The 15,396-nt window shown below is 65.3% G+C and carries 6 protein-coding genes and 3 rRNA genes; 5 read left to right on the forward strand and 4 right to left on the reverse strand.

Annotated elements, in window-relative coordinates; genetic code table 11:
• The first annotated feature begins 429 nt into the window (after positions 1-429).
• The 3 genes from QNA09_RS00840 to rrf all read left to right on the forward strand — a co-directional run bounded on the left by QNA09_RS00840 (position 430) and on the right by rrf (position 5,608).
• Positions 430-1,952: ribosomal RNA gene (locus QNA09_RS00840) — 16S ribosomal RNA — on the forward strand.
• Between the two features lie 300 nt (positions 1,953-2,252).
• Positions 2,253-5,386: ribosomal RNA gene (locus QNA09_RS00845) — 23S ribosomal RNA — on the forward strand.
• A 105-nt stretch (positions 5,387-5,491) separates the two neighbouring features.
• Positions 5,492-5,608, forward strand: a 5S ribosomal RNA gene (gene rrf, locus QNA09_RS00850).
• Together the 16S, 23S and 5S rRNA genes form the textbook arrangement of a ribosomal RNA operon.
• An 87-nt stretch (positions 5,609-5,695) precedes the next feature.
• On the opposite strand, the gene QNA09_RS00855 is transcribed toward rrf, so the two are convergent.
• Both QNA09_RS00855 and QNA09_RS00860 read right to left on the reverse strand, forming a co-directional pair.
• Positions 5,696-7,267, reverse strand: coding sequence for an IS1634 family transposase (locus QNA09_RS00855; RefSeq protein WP_119699449.1), 1,572 nt, complete (start codon positions 7,265-7,267; stop codon positions 5,696-5,698).
• 231 nt (positions 7,268-7,498) lie between these two features.
• Positions 7,499-7,927 carry a hypothetical protein gene (locus tag QNA09_RS00860; RefSeq protein ID WP_225223343.1) on the reverse strand — a complete coding sequence of 143 codons (429 nt, stop codon included), beginning with the start codon at positions 7,925-7,927 and terminating at the stop codon, positions 7,499-7,501.
• 147 nt (positions 7,928-8,074) lie between these two features.
• On the opposite strand from QNA09_RS00860, the gene QNA09_RS00865 reads away from it, so the two are divergent.
• Both QNA09_RS00865 and QNA09_RS00870 read left to right on the forward strand, forming a co-directional pair.
• Entirely contained in the window at positions 8,075-8,716 is a 642-nt protein-coding gene (locus tag QNA09_RS00865) for a GntR family transcriptional regulator (RefSeq protein WP_119699359.1), read from the forward strand.
• An 83-nt stretch (positions 8,717-8,799) separates the two neighbouring features.
• Entirely contained in the window at positions 8,800-9,981 is a 1,182-nt protein-coding gene (locus tag QNA09_RS00870) for an MFS transporter (RefSeq protein WP_237658208.1), read from the forward strand.
• Positions 9,982-9,985: 4 nt separating this feature from the next.
• Here the strand turns inward: QNA09_RS00870 and QNA09_RS00875 are convergent, their stop codons facing one another.
• Positions 9,986-11,401 (reverse strand): M1 family metallopeptidase, encoded by a 1,416-nt coding sequence (locus tag QNA09_RS00875; RefSeq protein ID WP_010594629.1) that lies wholly within the window; start codon positions 11,399-11,401, stop codon positions 9,986-9,988.
• Positions 11,344-15,258, reverse strand: coding sequence for a Pls/PosA family non-ribosomal peptide synthetase (locus tag QNA09_RS00880; protein WP_172603617.1), 3,915 nt, complete (start codon positions 15,256-15,258; stop codon positions 11,344-11,346). Before QNA09_RS00880 ends, QNA09_RS00875 begins: the two co-directional genes overlap by 58 nt.
• Between the last annotated feature and the right edge of the window lie 138 nt (positions 15,259-15,396).

Raw genomic sequence — 15,396 nt, forward strand, 5'->3', positions numbered from 1 at the left:
CAGGTCAGAGCGACACGGACACCGACCCGGCCCGCAGGGGCTCGGGACAACGAGGTTGGACGCAGGCGCCTGATTGTTCGGTTCGGAATCTTCTGGTAGGGTTCTGGGCCGTTGCCGATCCCACCGAGTGCGTCGGGTTTGTTCCCGGCGGGTGGTGTGGGTAGGCTGGAACGGTTGCCCCGGAGCGCCGCGGACGTTGGTTCGCGGGTTGATGGTGTGTGCGTGTTCTTTGAGAACTCAACAGTGTGCCGATGAATGTCAGTGCCAAATTATTTTGGTGCGGCCACTTCACTTTTGTGGGGTGGTTGTTGCTGGCTGCCGCATTCTTCCGTCTGTGGTGGTCAGTGTTTTTGCTAGTTTGAGTTTTTTGCTAGTGATTCGGCTCTACGCTTATGGCTGATCGGCCCTTCGGGGTTTGATTGAGAGTCTTCAACGGAGAGTTTGATCCTGGCTCAGGACGAACGCTGGCGGCGTGCTTAACACATGCAAGTCGAACGATGAAGCCCAGCTTGCTGGGTGGATTAGTGGCGAACGGGTGAGTAACACGTGGGTGATCTGCCCTGCACTTCGGGATAAGCCTGGGAAACTGGGTCTAATACCGGATAGGACCTCGGGATGCATGTTCCGGGGTGGAAAGGTTTTCCGGTGCAGGATGGGCCCGCGGCCTATCAGCTTGTTGGTGGGGTAACGGCCCACCAAGGCGACGACGGGTAGCCGGCCTGAGAGGGCGACCGGCCACACTGGGACTGAGACACGGCCCAGACTCCTACGGGAGGCAGCAGTGGGGAATATTGCACAATGGGCGCAAGCCTGATGCAGCGACGCCGCGTGAGGGATGACGGCCTTCGGGTTGTAAACCTCTTTCAGTACCGACGAAGCGCAAGTGACGGTAGGTACAGAAGAAGCACCGGCCAACTACGTGCCAGCAGCCGCGGTAATACGTAGGGTGCGAGCGTTGTCCGGAATTACTGGGCGTAAAGAGCTCGTAGGCGGTTTGTCGCGTCGTCTGTGAAAACCCGCAGCTCAACTGCGGGCTTGCAGGCGATACGGGCAGACTTGAGTACTGCAGGGGAGACTGGAATTCCTGGTGTAGCGGTGAAATGCGCAGATATCAGGAGGAACACCGGTGGCGAAGGCGGGTCTCTGGGCAGTAACTGACGCTGAGGAGCGAAAGCGTGGGTAGCGAACAGGATTAGATACCCTGGTAGTCCACGCCGTAAACGGTGGGCGCTAGGTGTGGGTTTCCTTCCACGGGATCCGTGCCGTAGCTAACGCATTAAGCGCCCCGCCTGGGGAGTACGGCCGCAAGGCTAAAACTCAAAGGAATTGACGGGGGCCCGCACAAGCGGCGGAGCATGTGGATTAATTCGATGCAACGCGAAGAACCTTACCTGGGTTTGACATACACCGGACCGCCCCAGAGATGGGGTTTCCCTTGTGGTCGGTGTACAGGTGGTGCATGGCTGTCGTCAGCTCGTGTCGTGAGATGTTGGGTTAAGTCCCGCAACGAGCGCAACCCTTGTCCTGTGTTGCCAGCACGTAATGGTGGGGACTCGCAGGAGACTGCCGGGGTCAACTCGGAGGAAGGTGGGGACGACGTCAAGTCATCATGCCCCTTATGTCCAGGGCTTCACACATGCTACAATGGCCGGTACAGAGGGCTGCGATACCGCGAGGTGGAGCGAATCCCTTAAAGCCGGTCTCAGTTCGGATCGGGGTCTGCAACTCGACCCCGTGAAGTCGGAGTCGCTAGTAATCGCAGATCAGCAACGCTGCGGTGAATACGTTCCCGGGCCTTGTACACACCGCCCGTCACGTCATGAAAGTCGGTAACACCCGAAGCCGGTGGCCTAACCCCTCGTGGGAGGGAGCCGTCGAAGGTGGGATCGGCGATTGGGACGAAGTCGTAACAAGGTAGCCGTACCGGAAGGTGCGGCTGGATCACCTCCTTTCTAAGGAGCACTTCTCCCGGCGAGGGTTCACACAGGTGAATGCCTCTCGGGCAGAGACTGTTTCGTTCCCACACGTGGAACGGCAGGAGCTCATGGGTGGAACGCTGACAGGTATTTTCTTCGTCACCGCCGGTCCGAGTGCCGGCGGGAAGAGAGTTATATCGGTGCACTGTTGGGTCCTGAGAGAACACGCGAGTGTTTTGTCAGCGACGATGACCGGGAACGGGAAGGGTTCTTCTTTCCCCAGTATCGGTTGTTGTGTGTTGTTTGAGAACTGCACAGTGGACGCGAGCATCTTTGTTGTAAGTGTTTATGAGCGTACGGTGGATGCCTTGGCACCAGGAGCCGATGAAGGACGTGGGAGGCTGCGATATGCCTCGGGGAGCTGTCAACCGAGCTGTGATCCGAGGATTTCCGAATGGGGAAACCCAGCACGAGTGATGTCGTGTTACCCGCGCCTGAATATATAGGGCGTGTGGAGGGAACGTGGGGAAGTGAAACATCTCAGTACCCACAGGAAGAGAAAACAACATGTGATTCCGTGAGTAGTGGCGAGCGAAAGCGGAAGAGGCTAAACCGGGCACATGCGATACCCGGCAGGGGTTGTGTGTTCGGGGTTGTGGGGTTCGATGTGTCGGTGCTGCCGCACCGGCCGACAGTGAGAAATCGCCTGTGTTAGTCGAAGTGGTCTGGAACGGCCCGTCGTAGAGGGTGAGAATCCCGTAGACGAAAACACGGTGACTGTCGATTCGGATACCCGAGTAGCAGCGGGCCCGTGAAATCTGCTGTGAATCTGTCGGGACCACCCGATAAGCCTGAATACTCCCTGGTGACCGATAGCGGACTAGTACCGTGAGGGAAAGGTGAAAAGTACCCCGGGAGGGGAGTGAAATAGTACCTGAAACCGTGCGCTTACAATCCGTCGGAGCCTTCGAGCAGTTTGGTCTGCTGGGGGTGACGGCGTGCCTTTTGAAGAATGAGCCTGCGAGTTAGTGGCATGTCGCGAGGTTAACCCGTGTGGGGTAGTCGTAGCGAAAGCGAGTCCGAACAGGGCGTATCAGTGGCATGTTCTAGACCCGAAGCGGAGTGATCTACCCATGGCCAGGGTGAAGCGACGGTAAGACGTCGTGGAGGCCCGAACCCACTTAGGTTGAAAACTGAGGGGATGAGCTGTGGGTAGGGGTGAAAGGCCAATCAAACTCCGTGATAGCTGGTTCTCCCCGAAATGCATTTAGGTGCAGCGTCGCGTGTTTCTCACCGGAGGTAGAGCTACTGGATGGTCTAGGGGGCCCACAAGCTTACCGAAATCAGCCAAACTCCGAATGCCGGTGAGTGAGAGCGCGGCAGTGAGACTGCGGGGGATAAGCTTCGTAGTCGAGAGGGAAACAGCCCAGATCGCCGGCTAAGGCCCCTAAGCGTGTACTAAGTGGAAAAGGATGTGGGATCGCTGAGACAACCAGGAGGTTGGCTTAGAAGCAGCCACCCTTGAAAGAGTGCGTAATAGCTCACTGGTCAAGTGGTTCTGCGCCGACAATGTAGCGGGGCTCAAGTACACCGCCGAAGCCGCGGCACTCACACAACACCCACTCGTTTCTGCGGAGACGGGTGCAGTGGTGTGGGTGGGTAGGGGAGCGTCGTGCCGCCGGGGAAGCGCCGGAGTGATCCAGGTGTGGAGGCGGCGCGAGTGAGAATGCAGGCATGAGTAGCGAAAGACGAGTGAGAAACTCGTCCGCCGAATGACCAAGGGTTCCTGGGCCAGGTTAATCCGCCCAGGGTGAGTCGGGACCTAAGGCGAGGCCGACAGGCGTAGTCGATGGACAACGGGTTGATATTCCCGTACCCGTGTGAACGCGCCCCTGGTGAATCAGTGATGCTAACCGTCCTGAAGCCGGCCGGTTCCTTCGGGAATCGGTCGTGTGGATGCACGGGACCTTCGGTGGTAGTAGCCAAGCGATGGGGTGACGCAGGAAGGTAGTGGGGCCGGTCAGTGGTTGTACCGGTGTAAGCCTGTAGGGCGTGACATAGGCAAATCCGTGTCGCACGAGCCTGAGAGGTGATGCGTAGCCGAATGAGGCGAATTCCATGATCCTATGCTGCCGAGAAAAGCCTCTAGCGAGCTTTCACACGGCCCGTACCCCAAACCGACACAGGTGGTCAGGTAGAGAATACCGAGGCGATCGAGAGAACTGTGGTTAAGGAACTCGGCAAAATGCCCCCGTAACTTCGGGAGAAGGGGGACCAGCCCTGGTGAAGACCTTCGCGGTCGGAGCTGGGGGTGGTCGCAGAGACCAGAGAGAAGCGACTGTTTACTAAAAACACAGGTCCGTGCGAAGTCGTAAGACGAGGTATACGGACTGACGCCTGCCCGGTGCTGGAAGGTTAAGAGGACCGGTCAGCGGAGCGATCCGCGAAGCTGAGAATTTAAGCCCCAGTAAACGGCGGTGGTAACTATAACCATCCTAAGGTAGCGAAATTCCTTGTCGGGTAAGTTCCGACCTGCACGAATGGCGTAACGACTTCTCTGCTGTCTCAACCACAGACTCGGCGAAATTGCATTACGAGTAAAGATGCTCGTTACGCGCGGCAGGACGAAAAGACCCCGGGACCTTCACTACAGCTTGGTATTGGTGTTCGGTTCGGTTTGTGTAGGATAGGTGGGAGACTGTGAAGCGGTGACGCCAGTTACCGTGGAGTCGTTGTTGAAATACCACTCTGATCGTATTGGACCTCTAACCTCGGACCCTGATCGGGTTCAGGGACAGTGCCTGGTGGGTAGTTTAACTGGGGCGGTTGCCTCCCAAAATGTAACGGAGGCGCCCAAAGGTTCCCTCAGCCTGGTTGGCAATCAGGTGTCGAGTGCAAGTGCACAAGGGAGCTTGACTGTGAGACCGACAGGTCGAGCAGGGACGAAAGTCGGGACTAGTGATCCGGCACCGGCATGTGGAAGCGGTGTCGCTCAACGGATAAAAGGTACCCCGGGGATAACAGGCTGATCTTCCCCAAGAGTCCATATCGACGGGATGGTTTGGCACCTCGATGTCGGCTCGTCGCATCCTGGGGCTGGAGTAGGTCCCAAGGGTTGGGCTGTTCGCCCATTAAAGCGGCACGCGAGCTGGGTTTAGAACGTCGTGAGACAGTTCGGTCTCTATCCGCCGCGCGCGTTAGAAACTTGAGGAAGGCTGTCCCTAGTACGAGAGGACCGGGACGGACGAACCTCTGGTGTGCCAGTTGTCCCGCCAGGGGCACGGCTGGTTGGCTACGTTCGGAAGGGATAACCGCTGAAAGCATCTAAGCGGGAAGCCTGTTCCAAGATGAGGTTTCTCACCCCCTCGAGGGGGTAAGGCCCCCGGCAGACCACCGGGTTGATAGGCCGGAACTGGAAGTGCGGCAACGCATGCAGGTGACCGGTACTAATAGGCCGAGGACTTACCACGAAGAAGCTACGCGTCCACTGTGCGGTATCTGAAACAGCACACACATCAGATACCGAAGCCCGACAAGGGTATTCGAGAACTCTGATGCGTGACGTTTCGCAGAGTTACGGCGGCCATAGCGACAGGGAAACGCCCGGTCCCATTCCGAACCCGGAAGCTAAGCCTGTCTGCGCCGATGGTACTGCACCCGACAGGGTGTGGGAGAGTAGGACACCGCCGAACACCCGTTACCGGAAGCCCCCCGACCTCGTCGGGGGGCTTCCGGCATTTCCGGGTCCGGCCGATGGTCCCGACCTGAGTTGCACCAGTTTAGTGTGCCAACCCTGATCGACGATTCGAGATTTCGAGGGAATCGAGGATGCTCGCGGCGTCGGCGGTGAGTGGATCGAGGGCGGTGTGCTCGTGGCCGGCGATCGAGATTGTGATTTCCTGCAGTGGACGCAGGGTCCGCACGATCTTCCGGATGGACATCCCGGTCTCGTCCTGCAGATAGCGTGAGATCGCCAACGCAGCGAACACGATGGTCAGGTGCGCCTCGATCGCATCCCGGGTGTGACTGAAGATCGGCCGGGCCCGCAGGTCGGTCTTCGACATCCGAAACGACTGCTCGACCTGCCACAGGTCGTGATACTTCGCCATCACCTCATGCGGGTTCATCACGTGCGCAGGAAGGTTCGTGGCGTAGCCTTTGAGCCCGACAAGGGAACGGGCCCGGGCGATGCCCGCCGTATCGAGGGTCTTGCCCTTCGCGGTGGTCTTGACGAACCGCGGCGATCGTGCAGCTCGGGTGCCGTCGATGACGGCCTTCGCCCGAGCTTCCTGAGCGTTCAACGTCTGGTTGTCCCGCACGGCGCGTTTGGCCGAGTACGCCCAGATCGCTCGCCACGCTGACGTGTCGGCGGGGTCCCACACCGGCTCGGCACGACGGTTGACATCGTTGACCACGCTCTTTGCGTGTCGCGGGGTGACCGTGTCGATGACCTGGCCGTCGGTGAACACGTCGCCGTTCCAGTGGAAATGACTGGCCAGATCCGAGGGTGCTTTCATCACCCGGGAACCGACGATGAACTTCAGTCCGGCAGCATCGAGGTCTTTCAGATTCGAGGCGGACAGCATGCCGGCGTCGGCAGCGATGATCATCTCCACGCCCTCGATATTGTGACGAGCCTGGAACTGGCGCACGATCGGCACGATCGTGCGGGTCTCGGCGTGGTTTCCTTCGAAACAACCGATTTCCAAAGGGAATCCGGTGCGGTCGACCAGCAGCCCGACGACGATCTGCGGGTCCACCCGACGTTCCTTCGAGTACCCGACCTTGCGCAGTTCGTCTTCCTTCTCTGCCTCGAAGTACAAGGTCGTAACGTCGTAGAGCAATAGGTTCAGGTCGCCCGCGGCGGCGGCGTGTTCGAAGCAGCGCTGCGCGATCCGGTCACGGTAGCCATGCTCGGTGCAGCGCTGCAGGGTCCGCACGAACGTGTTGCGGTGTGCGGGGACGATGCCGATCTCGCCGAGCACGCGACCCGTGTCGCTGACCGAGGTCGCTTCGACGATGCGGGCTGCCACCAGCTGGAAGAACGCCTCGTTGTCGATCACATCGAACCCGAGGTGCTGCCACGCGGTGTCGATGACCTCGATCAGCCAGCGGGAGCGCTTGCCGGTGATCACCGATGCCCCGCCGGTACCCGCCCCCAGGTCGAGATCGAGTTGCTGCTGGCCGGCAAGAAGTTTCTCGCGGGCGGTCTCGAGCAGAGCGGCGAGTTCACTGTCGGTATGCGCCGAGCCGAGGTGCTCGAGCACCTTGTCTCGGCGGCCTTGCTTAGCTGCGATCTGCACCGCGGTCGCGCCCGACGCGGTGCGGACTTTGCGGATGTAGGCAGCCACAGAGCGGGAGTCTACCGAGCCGTTAGTGTGCCATTTCCCGAACCCGCACCGCTGTCACCAGCACAAACGCCGGATCCGTCCCGAGAATCGGCCAACCTGGTGCAACTCAGGAGTAGGACACCGCCGAACACCCGTTACCGGAAGCCCCCCGACCTCGTCGGGGGGCTTCCGGCATTTCCGGGTCCGGCCGATGGTCCCGACGGAGCCCGCGGTCACCGTGCGACCGTCCGCTCAGCCGGCGAGCGCCTCGCGCCGCCGCCACAGCCGGGCGACAGTCCACGGTCCGAACACGAGCGAGACGACGTTGATGCCCGTCTCGACGGCCATTTCGGTAGTCATTCGCCGGTAGTTGCCGTGCTCGAGATTCCACAGCGTGTCCATCGCACCGAGGAATGTCATCGCGCCGCCGGCCGCGATCCCCAGCGGGACGGCGACTGCCCGCCCCCTCGTCAGGTGCCAGGCGCTCACTGCGAAACTCGCGGCCATCAGCCCGTCGGCGGCCGGGAAGGCGTTCTCGAACGCGATGTAGGCGGGGTCGTCGGACGACCGGACGTGTCCGGCGGTGAAGTAGTCGAGCCAGTACGCCGCGACGCCGGTGGCGACACTGCCCATCGCAGCCGCGTGCAGACGGTCACTCCGGGCCTGTCCCTGCCTCGTCATCCTCCTCCCGCCTCTCCTCTTCCCGGCGTCTTCGAGTATGGCTGCTCCCAGCGCCGCAGGCAGTCGTTCACCTGGGCGGCCTTTCGCACGGGACAGGGCCGCGTGGCGCCACTCCGACGGCATCCGGTATAAATACATCTTGTGTCTATGTCGTATTCAGCGGCCGAGTCGGTCTATCGCGAGGTCAAGGAATTGATCCTGTCGGGCGAGTTACCCGGCGGCGATCTGATCAGCGAAGGAGAGATCGCGGCCCGGATGTCGTGCAGCCGTACCCCGGTGCGCGAGGCCTTCCTTCGTCTCGAGGCCGAGGGCTGGATGCGTCTGTACCCCAAGCGCGGCGCATTGGTCGTTCCTGTGGCGGACGGGGAGGCCGAGCACGTCGTCGATGCGCGACGGCTGCTCGAGACCCACGCGGTACGCGCCGTCGCCTCTGTTCCGCCGGCGCGAGAGCGACTCGAACGCACCCTGCGCGCAAGTCTGGACACGCAGCGCGAGCTTGCCGAGCGTGGTGACGTCGGTGCCTTCAGCGGTGCCGACGCCGACTTCCACCGCAGCATCGTGGCCGCGGGCGGCAATCCGCTTCTCGACACCTTCTATGCCGGCCTGCGGGAGCGCCAGCGACGGATGACGGCCCGTTCGGTCGCCCGGGATCCGGCGCAGCTGCAGAAGATCATCGCCGACCACACGCATCTGGTGGATCTCGTCGCCGCCGGGGACGCCGACGCATTCGACGCGGCGCTCGACGTGCACATGCGTGAGGTGCACGGACTCGGAGGGGGACGATTGTGACCGCAACTGCCACCGAACCGGGCCGTCTGCCCACCGGTACGGATGCCGTTCCTCGCAGGACGTGGCTGCTCGTGGCCGCCGCGATGTTCGCTGTCGCCTGGGGCGGCAACGAGTTCACCCCGCTGCTGGTGATGTACCGGCTCGAACACGGTTTCGCGCCGGTCGTCGTCGACCTGTTCCTCTTCGCGTATGTCCTGGGCATCGTGCCGGCCCTGCTCGTCGGCGGTCCGCTCTCCGACCGGCTCGGTCGTCGGCCTGTCATGGTGCCCGCACCGTTCGTCGCCCTCGTCGGTTCCGCGGTGCTCGCCCTCGGATCGGACTCCGCGGCGCTGCTCATCCTCGGTCGTATCCTCTGCGGGATCGCGCTCGGACTCGGCATGGCGGTCGGTGGCAGCTGGCTGAAGGAACTGTCCGACCCGCGCTGCGATCCGCGCGCGACGCCCGGCGCCGGGGCACGACGGGCCGCGATGAGCCTGACCGCCGGCTTCGGCGTCGGGGCCGGCATCGCGGGTGCCCTCGCGCAGTGGGCGCCGATGCCCAGTGCCCTGTCCTACCTCGTGCATATCGGGCTGAGTATCGGCGCAGGTGTGGCACTGCTGCGGACGCCGGAGACCCGGCCGGCGCAGCCGGAAGCGGAGCGGACCGCGCTGCGCGAAGACCTGAAGATCCCGGCGGCCGGGCACGCCCGCTTCCTGTTCGTGATCGCCCCCGTTGCTCCCTGGGTGTTCGGCGCCGCCAGTTCGGCGTACGCGATCCTCCCGGCGCTGATGACCGGCCACAGCGGCGACGCCCCGATCGCGTTCTCGGCGCTGCTGTGCGTCGTCGCCCTCGGTGCCGGTTTCGCGATCCAGTCGCTGGGCCGCCGGATCGACACCCCCCGCAATGCCCGTGCGGTGGCGGTGGCACTGACGTTGCTCGTGGTGGGGATGGTCACGGCGGCGGTCGCGGCCGCCGCCCTGACCGTGCCGCTCGCTCTGCTGGCGGCGGTCGTCCTGGGCTGCGGCTACGGCATGGCGCTGGTGTCGGGCCTGCAGGAAGTGCAGCGTATCGCCCGCCCCGACGACCTCGCCGGGCTCACCGCGGTGTTCTATTCGCTGAGCTATCTGGGGTTCGCGGTGCCGGCCGTCATGGTGTACCTGTCCCAGACATACCCGGTCCTGACCTACCCGGCCATGTTCGTCGTGGGCGCGGTCGCGGCGGCCGCGTGCCTGGTGCTCGTCCTGGTGAAATGGCAGGCACACCTGCCGGAACGAGTACCGGCCTGACCTCTCACGCCTCGGGCATCGGCGGCAGTGCCTTCTCGGCGAGCCACGCGTCCCACAGTGGACGCAGCGGCGCGTCCGCGAATCGGGCCGCCAAGTCGGTGAACTGATCTGTGGTGACGGTCGCGTGCCGGTATTCCGCGGTCCACTGCCGAATCAGCGCGAAGAACTTCTCGTCGCCGAGGCGCAGGCGCAGTGCGTGCAGCGTCAGGGCACCCCGCTTGTAGACGCGGTCGTCGAACATCAGGTCCGGCCCGGGGTCACCGAGGAGTAGGTCCTGAGGTTTGCGACCGAGCCCGCGGTGCGCGTCCTCGGCGATCGTCTGCGCCGACGGCCCGTCGGAGTTCTCCGACCACAGCCACTCCGCGTAGCAGGCGAAGCCCTCGTTCAGCCAGATGTCGCGCCACCGTGACAGGGTGAGGCTGTTGCCGAACCACTGGTGCGCGAGTTCGTGTGCGACGAGCCGCTCTTCGCTCCGGGTGCCGTCGCAGTGGTTCGCGCCGAAGATCGACAGGGTCTGCGCCTCGATCGGGATCTCGAGTTCGTCCTCGGTGACGACGACGCTGTAGTGCGGGAACGGGTACGGCCCGAAGAGCCGGCAGAAGATCTCCATCATCTGTGGTTGCCGGCCGAAGTCCCGGTCGAAGTTCGCCCGCAGGCGCGGCGGATGCACCGCGACGAGCGGCACCGGTGTCTCGGACAACCTGCGGGTCTCGTAGTTCCCGATCTGCACCGTGGCCAGGTAGGTCGCCATCGGTTCGGGCTGCTCGTACACCCAGGTGGTCTGGCTGGCCCTCGTCGTCTTGCGTACCAGGGTGCCGTTCGCGATCACCTGGAAGGGGGAGTCGGCAGTGACCGTGATCCGGTAGCTCGCCTTCGCGCCGGGATGGTCGTCGCAGGGGAACCACGACGAGGCGCCGTTGGGCTGGCTCGCGACCAGCGCCCCCTCCTCGAGTTCCTCCCAGCCGACTTCGCCCCAGGGACTGCGGATCGGTTTCGGTGTGCCGTGATAGTGGACGACGATCGTCAGCACGCCGCCCACGGGGATCTTCCGGGCGGGGGTGACGACGAGTTTGCCGTCACGCTGGGCGTACTTGGCGGGCCGGGACCCGTTGACCGACAGCTTCGTCACCCGCATCGTCGGCGCGAGGTCGAGCGCGAACTTGCCACGCTCGTCGGTGGTGGTGGCGACGACGGTGGCCGTGCCGGTGAGCCGGTTGGCCACGACCCGGTAGTTCAGATCGAGTTCGTACCTCGACACGCGGTACCCACGGTTGCCGCTGCGGGGCAGGTACGGATCGATCGGCGCGTCCGGTTTCGAGGTCCTGCCGTTCTCGCGGGTCTTCTTCGGGTCGTTCCCCGGCTTCACAGCGGGGACCAATCGCTCGGGTGCGACCACGGCGCGATCGGATTGCCCTGCCATCTGGTCGAATCCGGAACGACGTCGCCGCGCATCACCAGCGAGGCCGGGCCGACGGTGGCGCCGGCCCCGATTCCGGCGGCGGGCAGTGCGACGCACTGGGGGCCGAGGGTGGCGCCGGCGCCGAGCGTGACGGTGTCCATGGACATGATCCGATCATGGAACAGGTGCGTTTGCACGACACACCCGCGTTCCACCGTCGCGCCGTCACCGAGAGTCACCAGGTCGGCCTCGGGCAGCCAGTAGCTCTCGCACCACACCCCGCGGCCGATCTTCGCGCCCAGGCCACGCAGCCACAGGTTCATCACGGCCGTCCCGGTGGCGGGCCGGGCGAACCACGGTGCCGCGACCGTTTCGACGAAGGTGTCGGCCACCTCGTTGCGCCACACGAACCAGCTCCACAGCGGGTGCTCCTCCCGGCCGATGCGTCCGACGGCCACCCATTTGGCGGCGACGGACACGACGCCGGCCACGGCGCCGGCGAGGATGAGCACCAGTCCGCTCAGTGCTGCGGCCGGCGCGTACCCCACCGAGGTCGCCAGCGACTGCAGGGCGAACAGCACGCCGAGGCCGATACCGAACGTGACGATCATCGGCAGCAGGCGGAAGGTCTCGACGAAGCCACGGGCCACGCGCAGCCGCCGCGGGGGCGCGAACGTGCGGCTCGAATCGCTTTCGTTCGCGGCGCGACGCAGCCGCACCGGTGGGCTGCCGAGCCACGAGGAACCCGACTTGGCCTTCGACGGCGCGGCCGAGAGCACCGCGACGAGTCCGTACTTGGGGACTCGTCGCCCGGGGGCGGCCATACCGGAATTGCCCAGGAATGCGCGCTTGCCCACCTTGGCCCGGGAGATGTACAGCCAGCCGCCACCGAGCTCGTAGCTGGCGACCATGGTGTCGTCCGCAAGGAAGGCGCCGTCGGCGACCCGGGTGAACTTGGGCACCATCAGCACCGTGGAGGCCTCGACGTCCTTGCCGATGTCGGCGCCGAGCAGTCGCAGCCAGCCCGGCGTGAGCATCGAGGCGTAGAGCGGGAACAGGAACGTGCGAGAGCTGTCCATCAGTCGCTCGGTCGCCCATACCTGCCAGCCGACGCGGCTGCGGACGGGATGATGTCCCTCCGTCATACCGACGGCCAGGGCACGCACCGACAGCACCGTGAGCGCGGCGAACACGAACAGGGTCCACAGTGCCGCCACCGGCAGGATCGCCGCGCTGCGGAGCAACGCGTCGGTCAGGTCGGCGGCGTCGCGGATCCACCATCCGACGAGTGTGAGCCCGGCGCCGATCGAGACGATCGGCAGCGAGGCCAGCACCATCGAGGTGAGGCCGAAGATCGGCACCCACCACGAGGCACGCCGCGGCGGTTCGGCCGGCCACGGATGCAGGGCCTTGCCGACCTTCCGGGCGGGGGAGCCGGCCCAGTGCTGGCCGGCCTTGACGCGGCCGAACACGGCAGAGCCGGCCGCGACCTCGGCGTTCTTACCGATTCGGGCGCCCGGGGCCAGAGTCGAGCGGGCGCCGACGGTCGCGCCGGCTCCGACCCGGATGCTGCCGATGTGGACCTCGTCGCCGTCGACCCAGTGTCCGGACAGGTCGACCTCGGGTTCGATGGAACAGCCGTCACCGAGCTCGAGCATGCCGGTGACCGGCGGCAGACTGTGCAGGTCGACGCCCTTTCCGACCTTCGCGCCCAGGGCGCGGGCGTAGTACAGCATCCACGGCGCCCCGGACAGGTTCACCGCACCGCTGGCCTCCGACAGCCGCAGCGCCGTCCACAGCCGGAGGTGTTCGCTGCCGCCTCTCCGATAGGTGCCGGCTTGCAGGTTGCGCAGCAGCAGCCGCGTCCCGGCGACGGCGACGGACATGCGGCCGAGCGGGGTCAGGAACAGCAGGATGCCGACCGTCACCCACCACCACGACACCGGAGCGAGCCACGGCACGTCGACGAACAGCGAGAAGACGTTGTTCGCGATCGCGAGCCAGGTCACCCACTGCAGCCCCGTGAGAGTGGTGAGTGGCACCGTGACGGCCAGTTGCAGCAGCTGCGCGCGGCGCGGAACGGGGGCCACCTGCCGCGGGGCGATCACCGCGGACGGCGCAAGGTCGTCGAGGTACTCGGCGAGCGAACCGAGTCGCGGATGGTCGTACAGTTCGGCGACGGTCATCGCGGGATAGCGTTCGCGCAGGGCCGTCACCAGCTGGGCCGCGGCGAGGGAGCCGCCGCCGAGTTCGAAGAAGTCGTCGTCGACGCTCTCGATCGGGGTGCCGAGAATCGACACCCACAGCCCGGCGACCCATTCGGCGGTCGGGTCGAGGCCGAGAGCCTCGGCGGCGGCGGCCTCGGCGCCGGGCAGCGGCCACGGAAGCGCGTTGCGGTCCACCTTGCCGGAGGTTCGGGTGGGCAGTTCGTCGACCAGCGCCAGTCTCGGGACCAGGGCTGCGGGCAGCTGCTCGCCGAGGAGGTCGCGCGCGGAGGCGAGGTCGAACTCGGGATCGGTGCTGGCGATGTAGCCGACGAGGATCGAGTGCCCGGCCGCCGTCTTGCGCACGGCGGCCGCGCCGCCGGCGACGCCGGGCAGGTTCTGCAGAGCGTTGTCGACTTCGCCGAGTTCGATGCGGCGGCCGCCGATCTTGACCTGATCGTCGGCGCGTCCCTGGAACAGCAGCCCCGCGCGGTCGAGGGTGACCAGGTCGCCGCTGCGGTAGGCGCGGTCCCAGCCGAGGGTGGGCATGGGGGCGTACTTCTCGGCGTCCTTGGCCGGGTCCAGATAGCGGGCCAGGCCGACACCGCCGATGACGAGTTCGCCGGTGCCGCCCTCCGGGACGGGGCGGCCCTCGCCGTCCACCACGGCGAGATCCCAGCCGTCGAGCGGCAGGCCGATGCGGACCGGGCCGGTGCCGTCCATCGTCGCCGCACACGCGACCACGGTGGCCTCGGTGGGTCCGTACGTGTTCCACACCTCGCGTCCGGGCACAGCCAGCCGCTCGGCGAGATCCGGTGGGCAGGCCTCCCCGCCGAAGATCAACAGCCGCACCGCTTCGAGCGCCTCGGCCGGCCACATCGCCGCGAGGGTCGGAACGGTGGAGACGACGCTGATGTCGCGGGAGACCAGCCACGGTCCGAGGTCCATCCCGGACCGCACGAGGGAGCGGGGCGCGGGGACGAGGCACGCGCCGTGCCGCCAGGCGAGCCACATCTCCTCGCAGGACGCGTCGAATGCGACCGACAGACCGGCCAGCACGCGGTCGCCGGGGCCGATCGGGTTCTCGCGCAGGAACAGCCGGGCCTCGGCGTCGACGAAGGCGGCGGCGCTGAGATGGCTGACGGCGACACCCTTGGGGGTGCCGGTGGAGCCGGAGGTGAAGATGATCCAGGCGGCGTCGTCGAGGCGCGGACCGCGCAGCTGCGGCTTCGGCGACGGCGGCGCGGTGCCCGGACCGATGCCGTCGGCGGTGACGACGGCGGTGACCTGCGCTTCCCCGAACACGAGCTCGGCGCGTTCGTCGGGGTCGTCCGCGTCCACCGGCACGTAGGCCGCGCCGGCCGCGAGAATGCCCAGGATCGTCACGTACAGGTCCGCGGAGCCGGACGGCATGCGCACGCCGACGCGGTCCCCGCCACCGACTCCCGCGTCGGCGAGCCGGTAGGAGCAGGCGACGACCTCCTCGACGAGTTCGGCGTAGCTGAGGGTGACGGATCCGTCGTCGACGGCCGGAGCGTCAGGGTGGGTGTCGGCGGTGGCACGCAGGATGTCGACGAGAGTGCGCGGGGCCGGGGCATGGGAGGAGCGGAGGAACTCCTCGGGGATGCGATACGACCGATCCGAATCCGTCGTGGGCTGGGCAGGCAATCGCATGTCCTTCTCTCGGCCTGGTGGTGCGTTCGTCCGGTTATCTCACGGTCAGGTGGACGGAGGGTGAACATCGGGTGTGTCGGTGCCCACTCGCGCGGTGGATTCTTCCGCGTCCCGCAACGCCGGAATCCCGGCCCGATG

Source organism: Rhodococcus sp. AH-ZY2 (assembly GCF_030916465.1).
In the GTDB taxonomy this organism is placed as follows: domain Bacteria; phylum Actinomycetota; class Actinomycetes; order Mycobacteriales; family Mycobacteriaceae; genus Rhodococcus; species Rhodococcus ruber.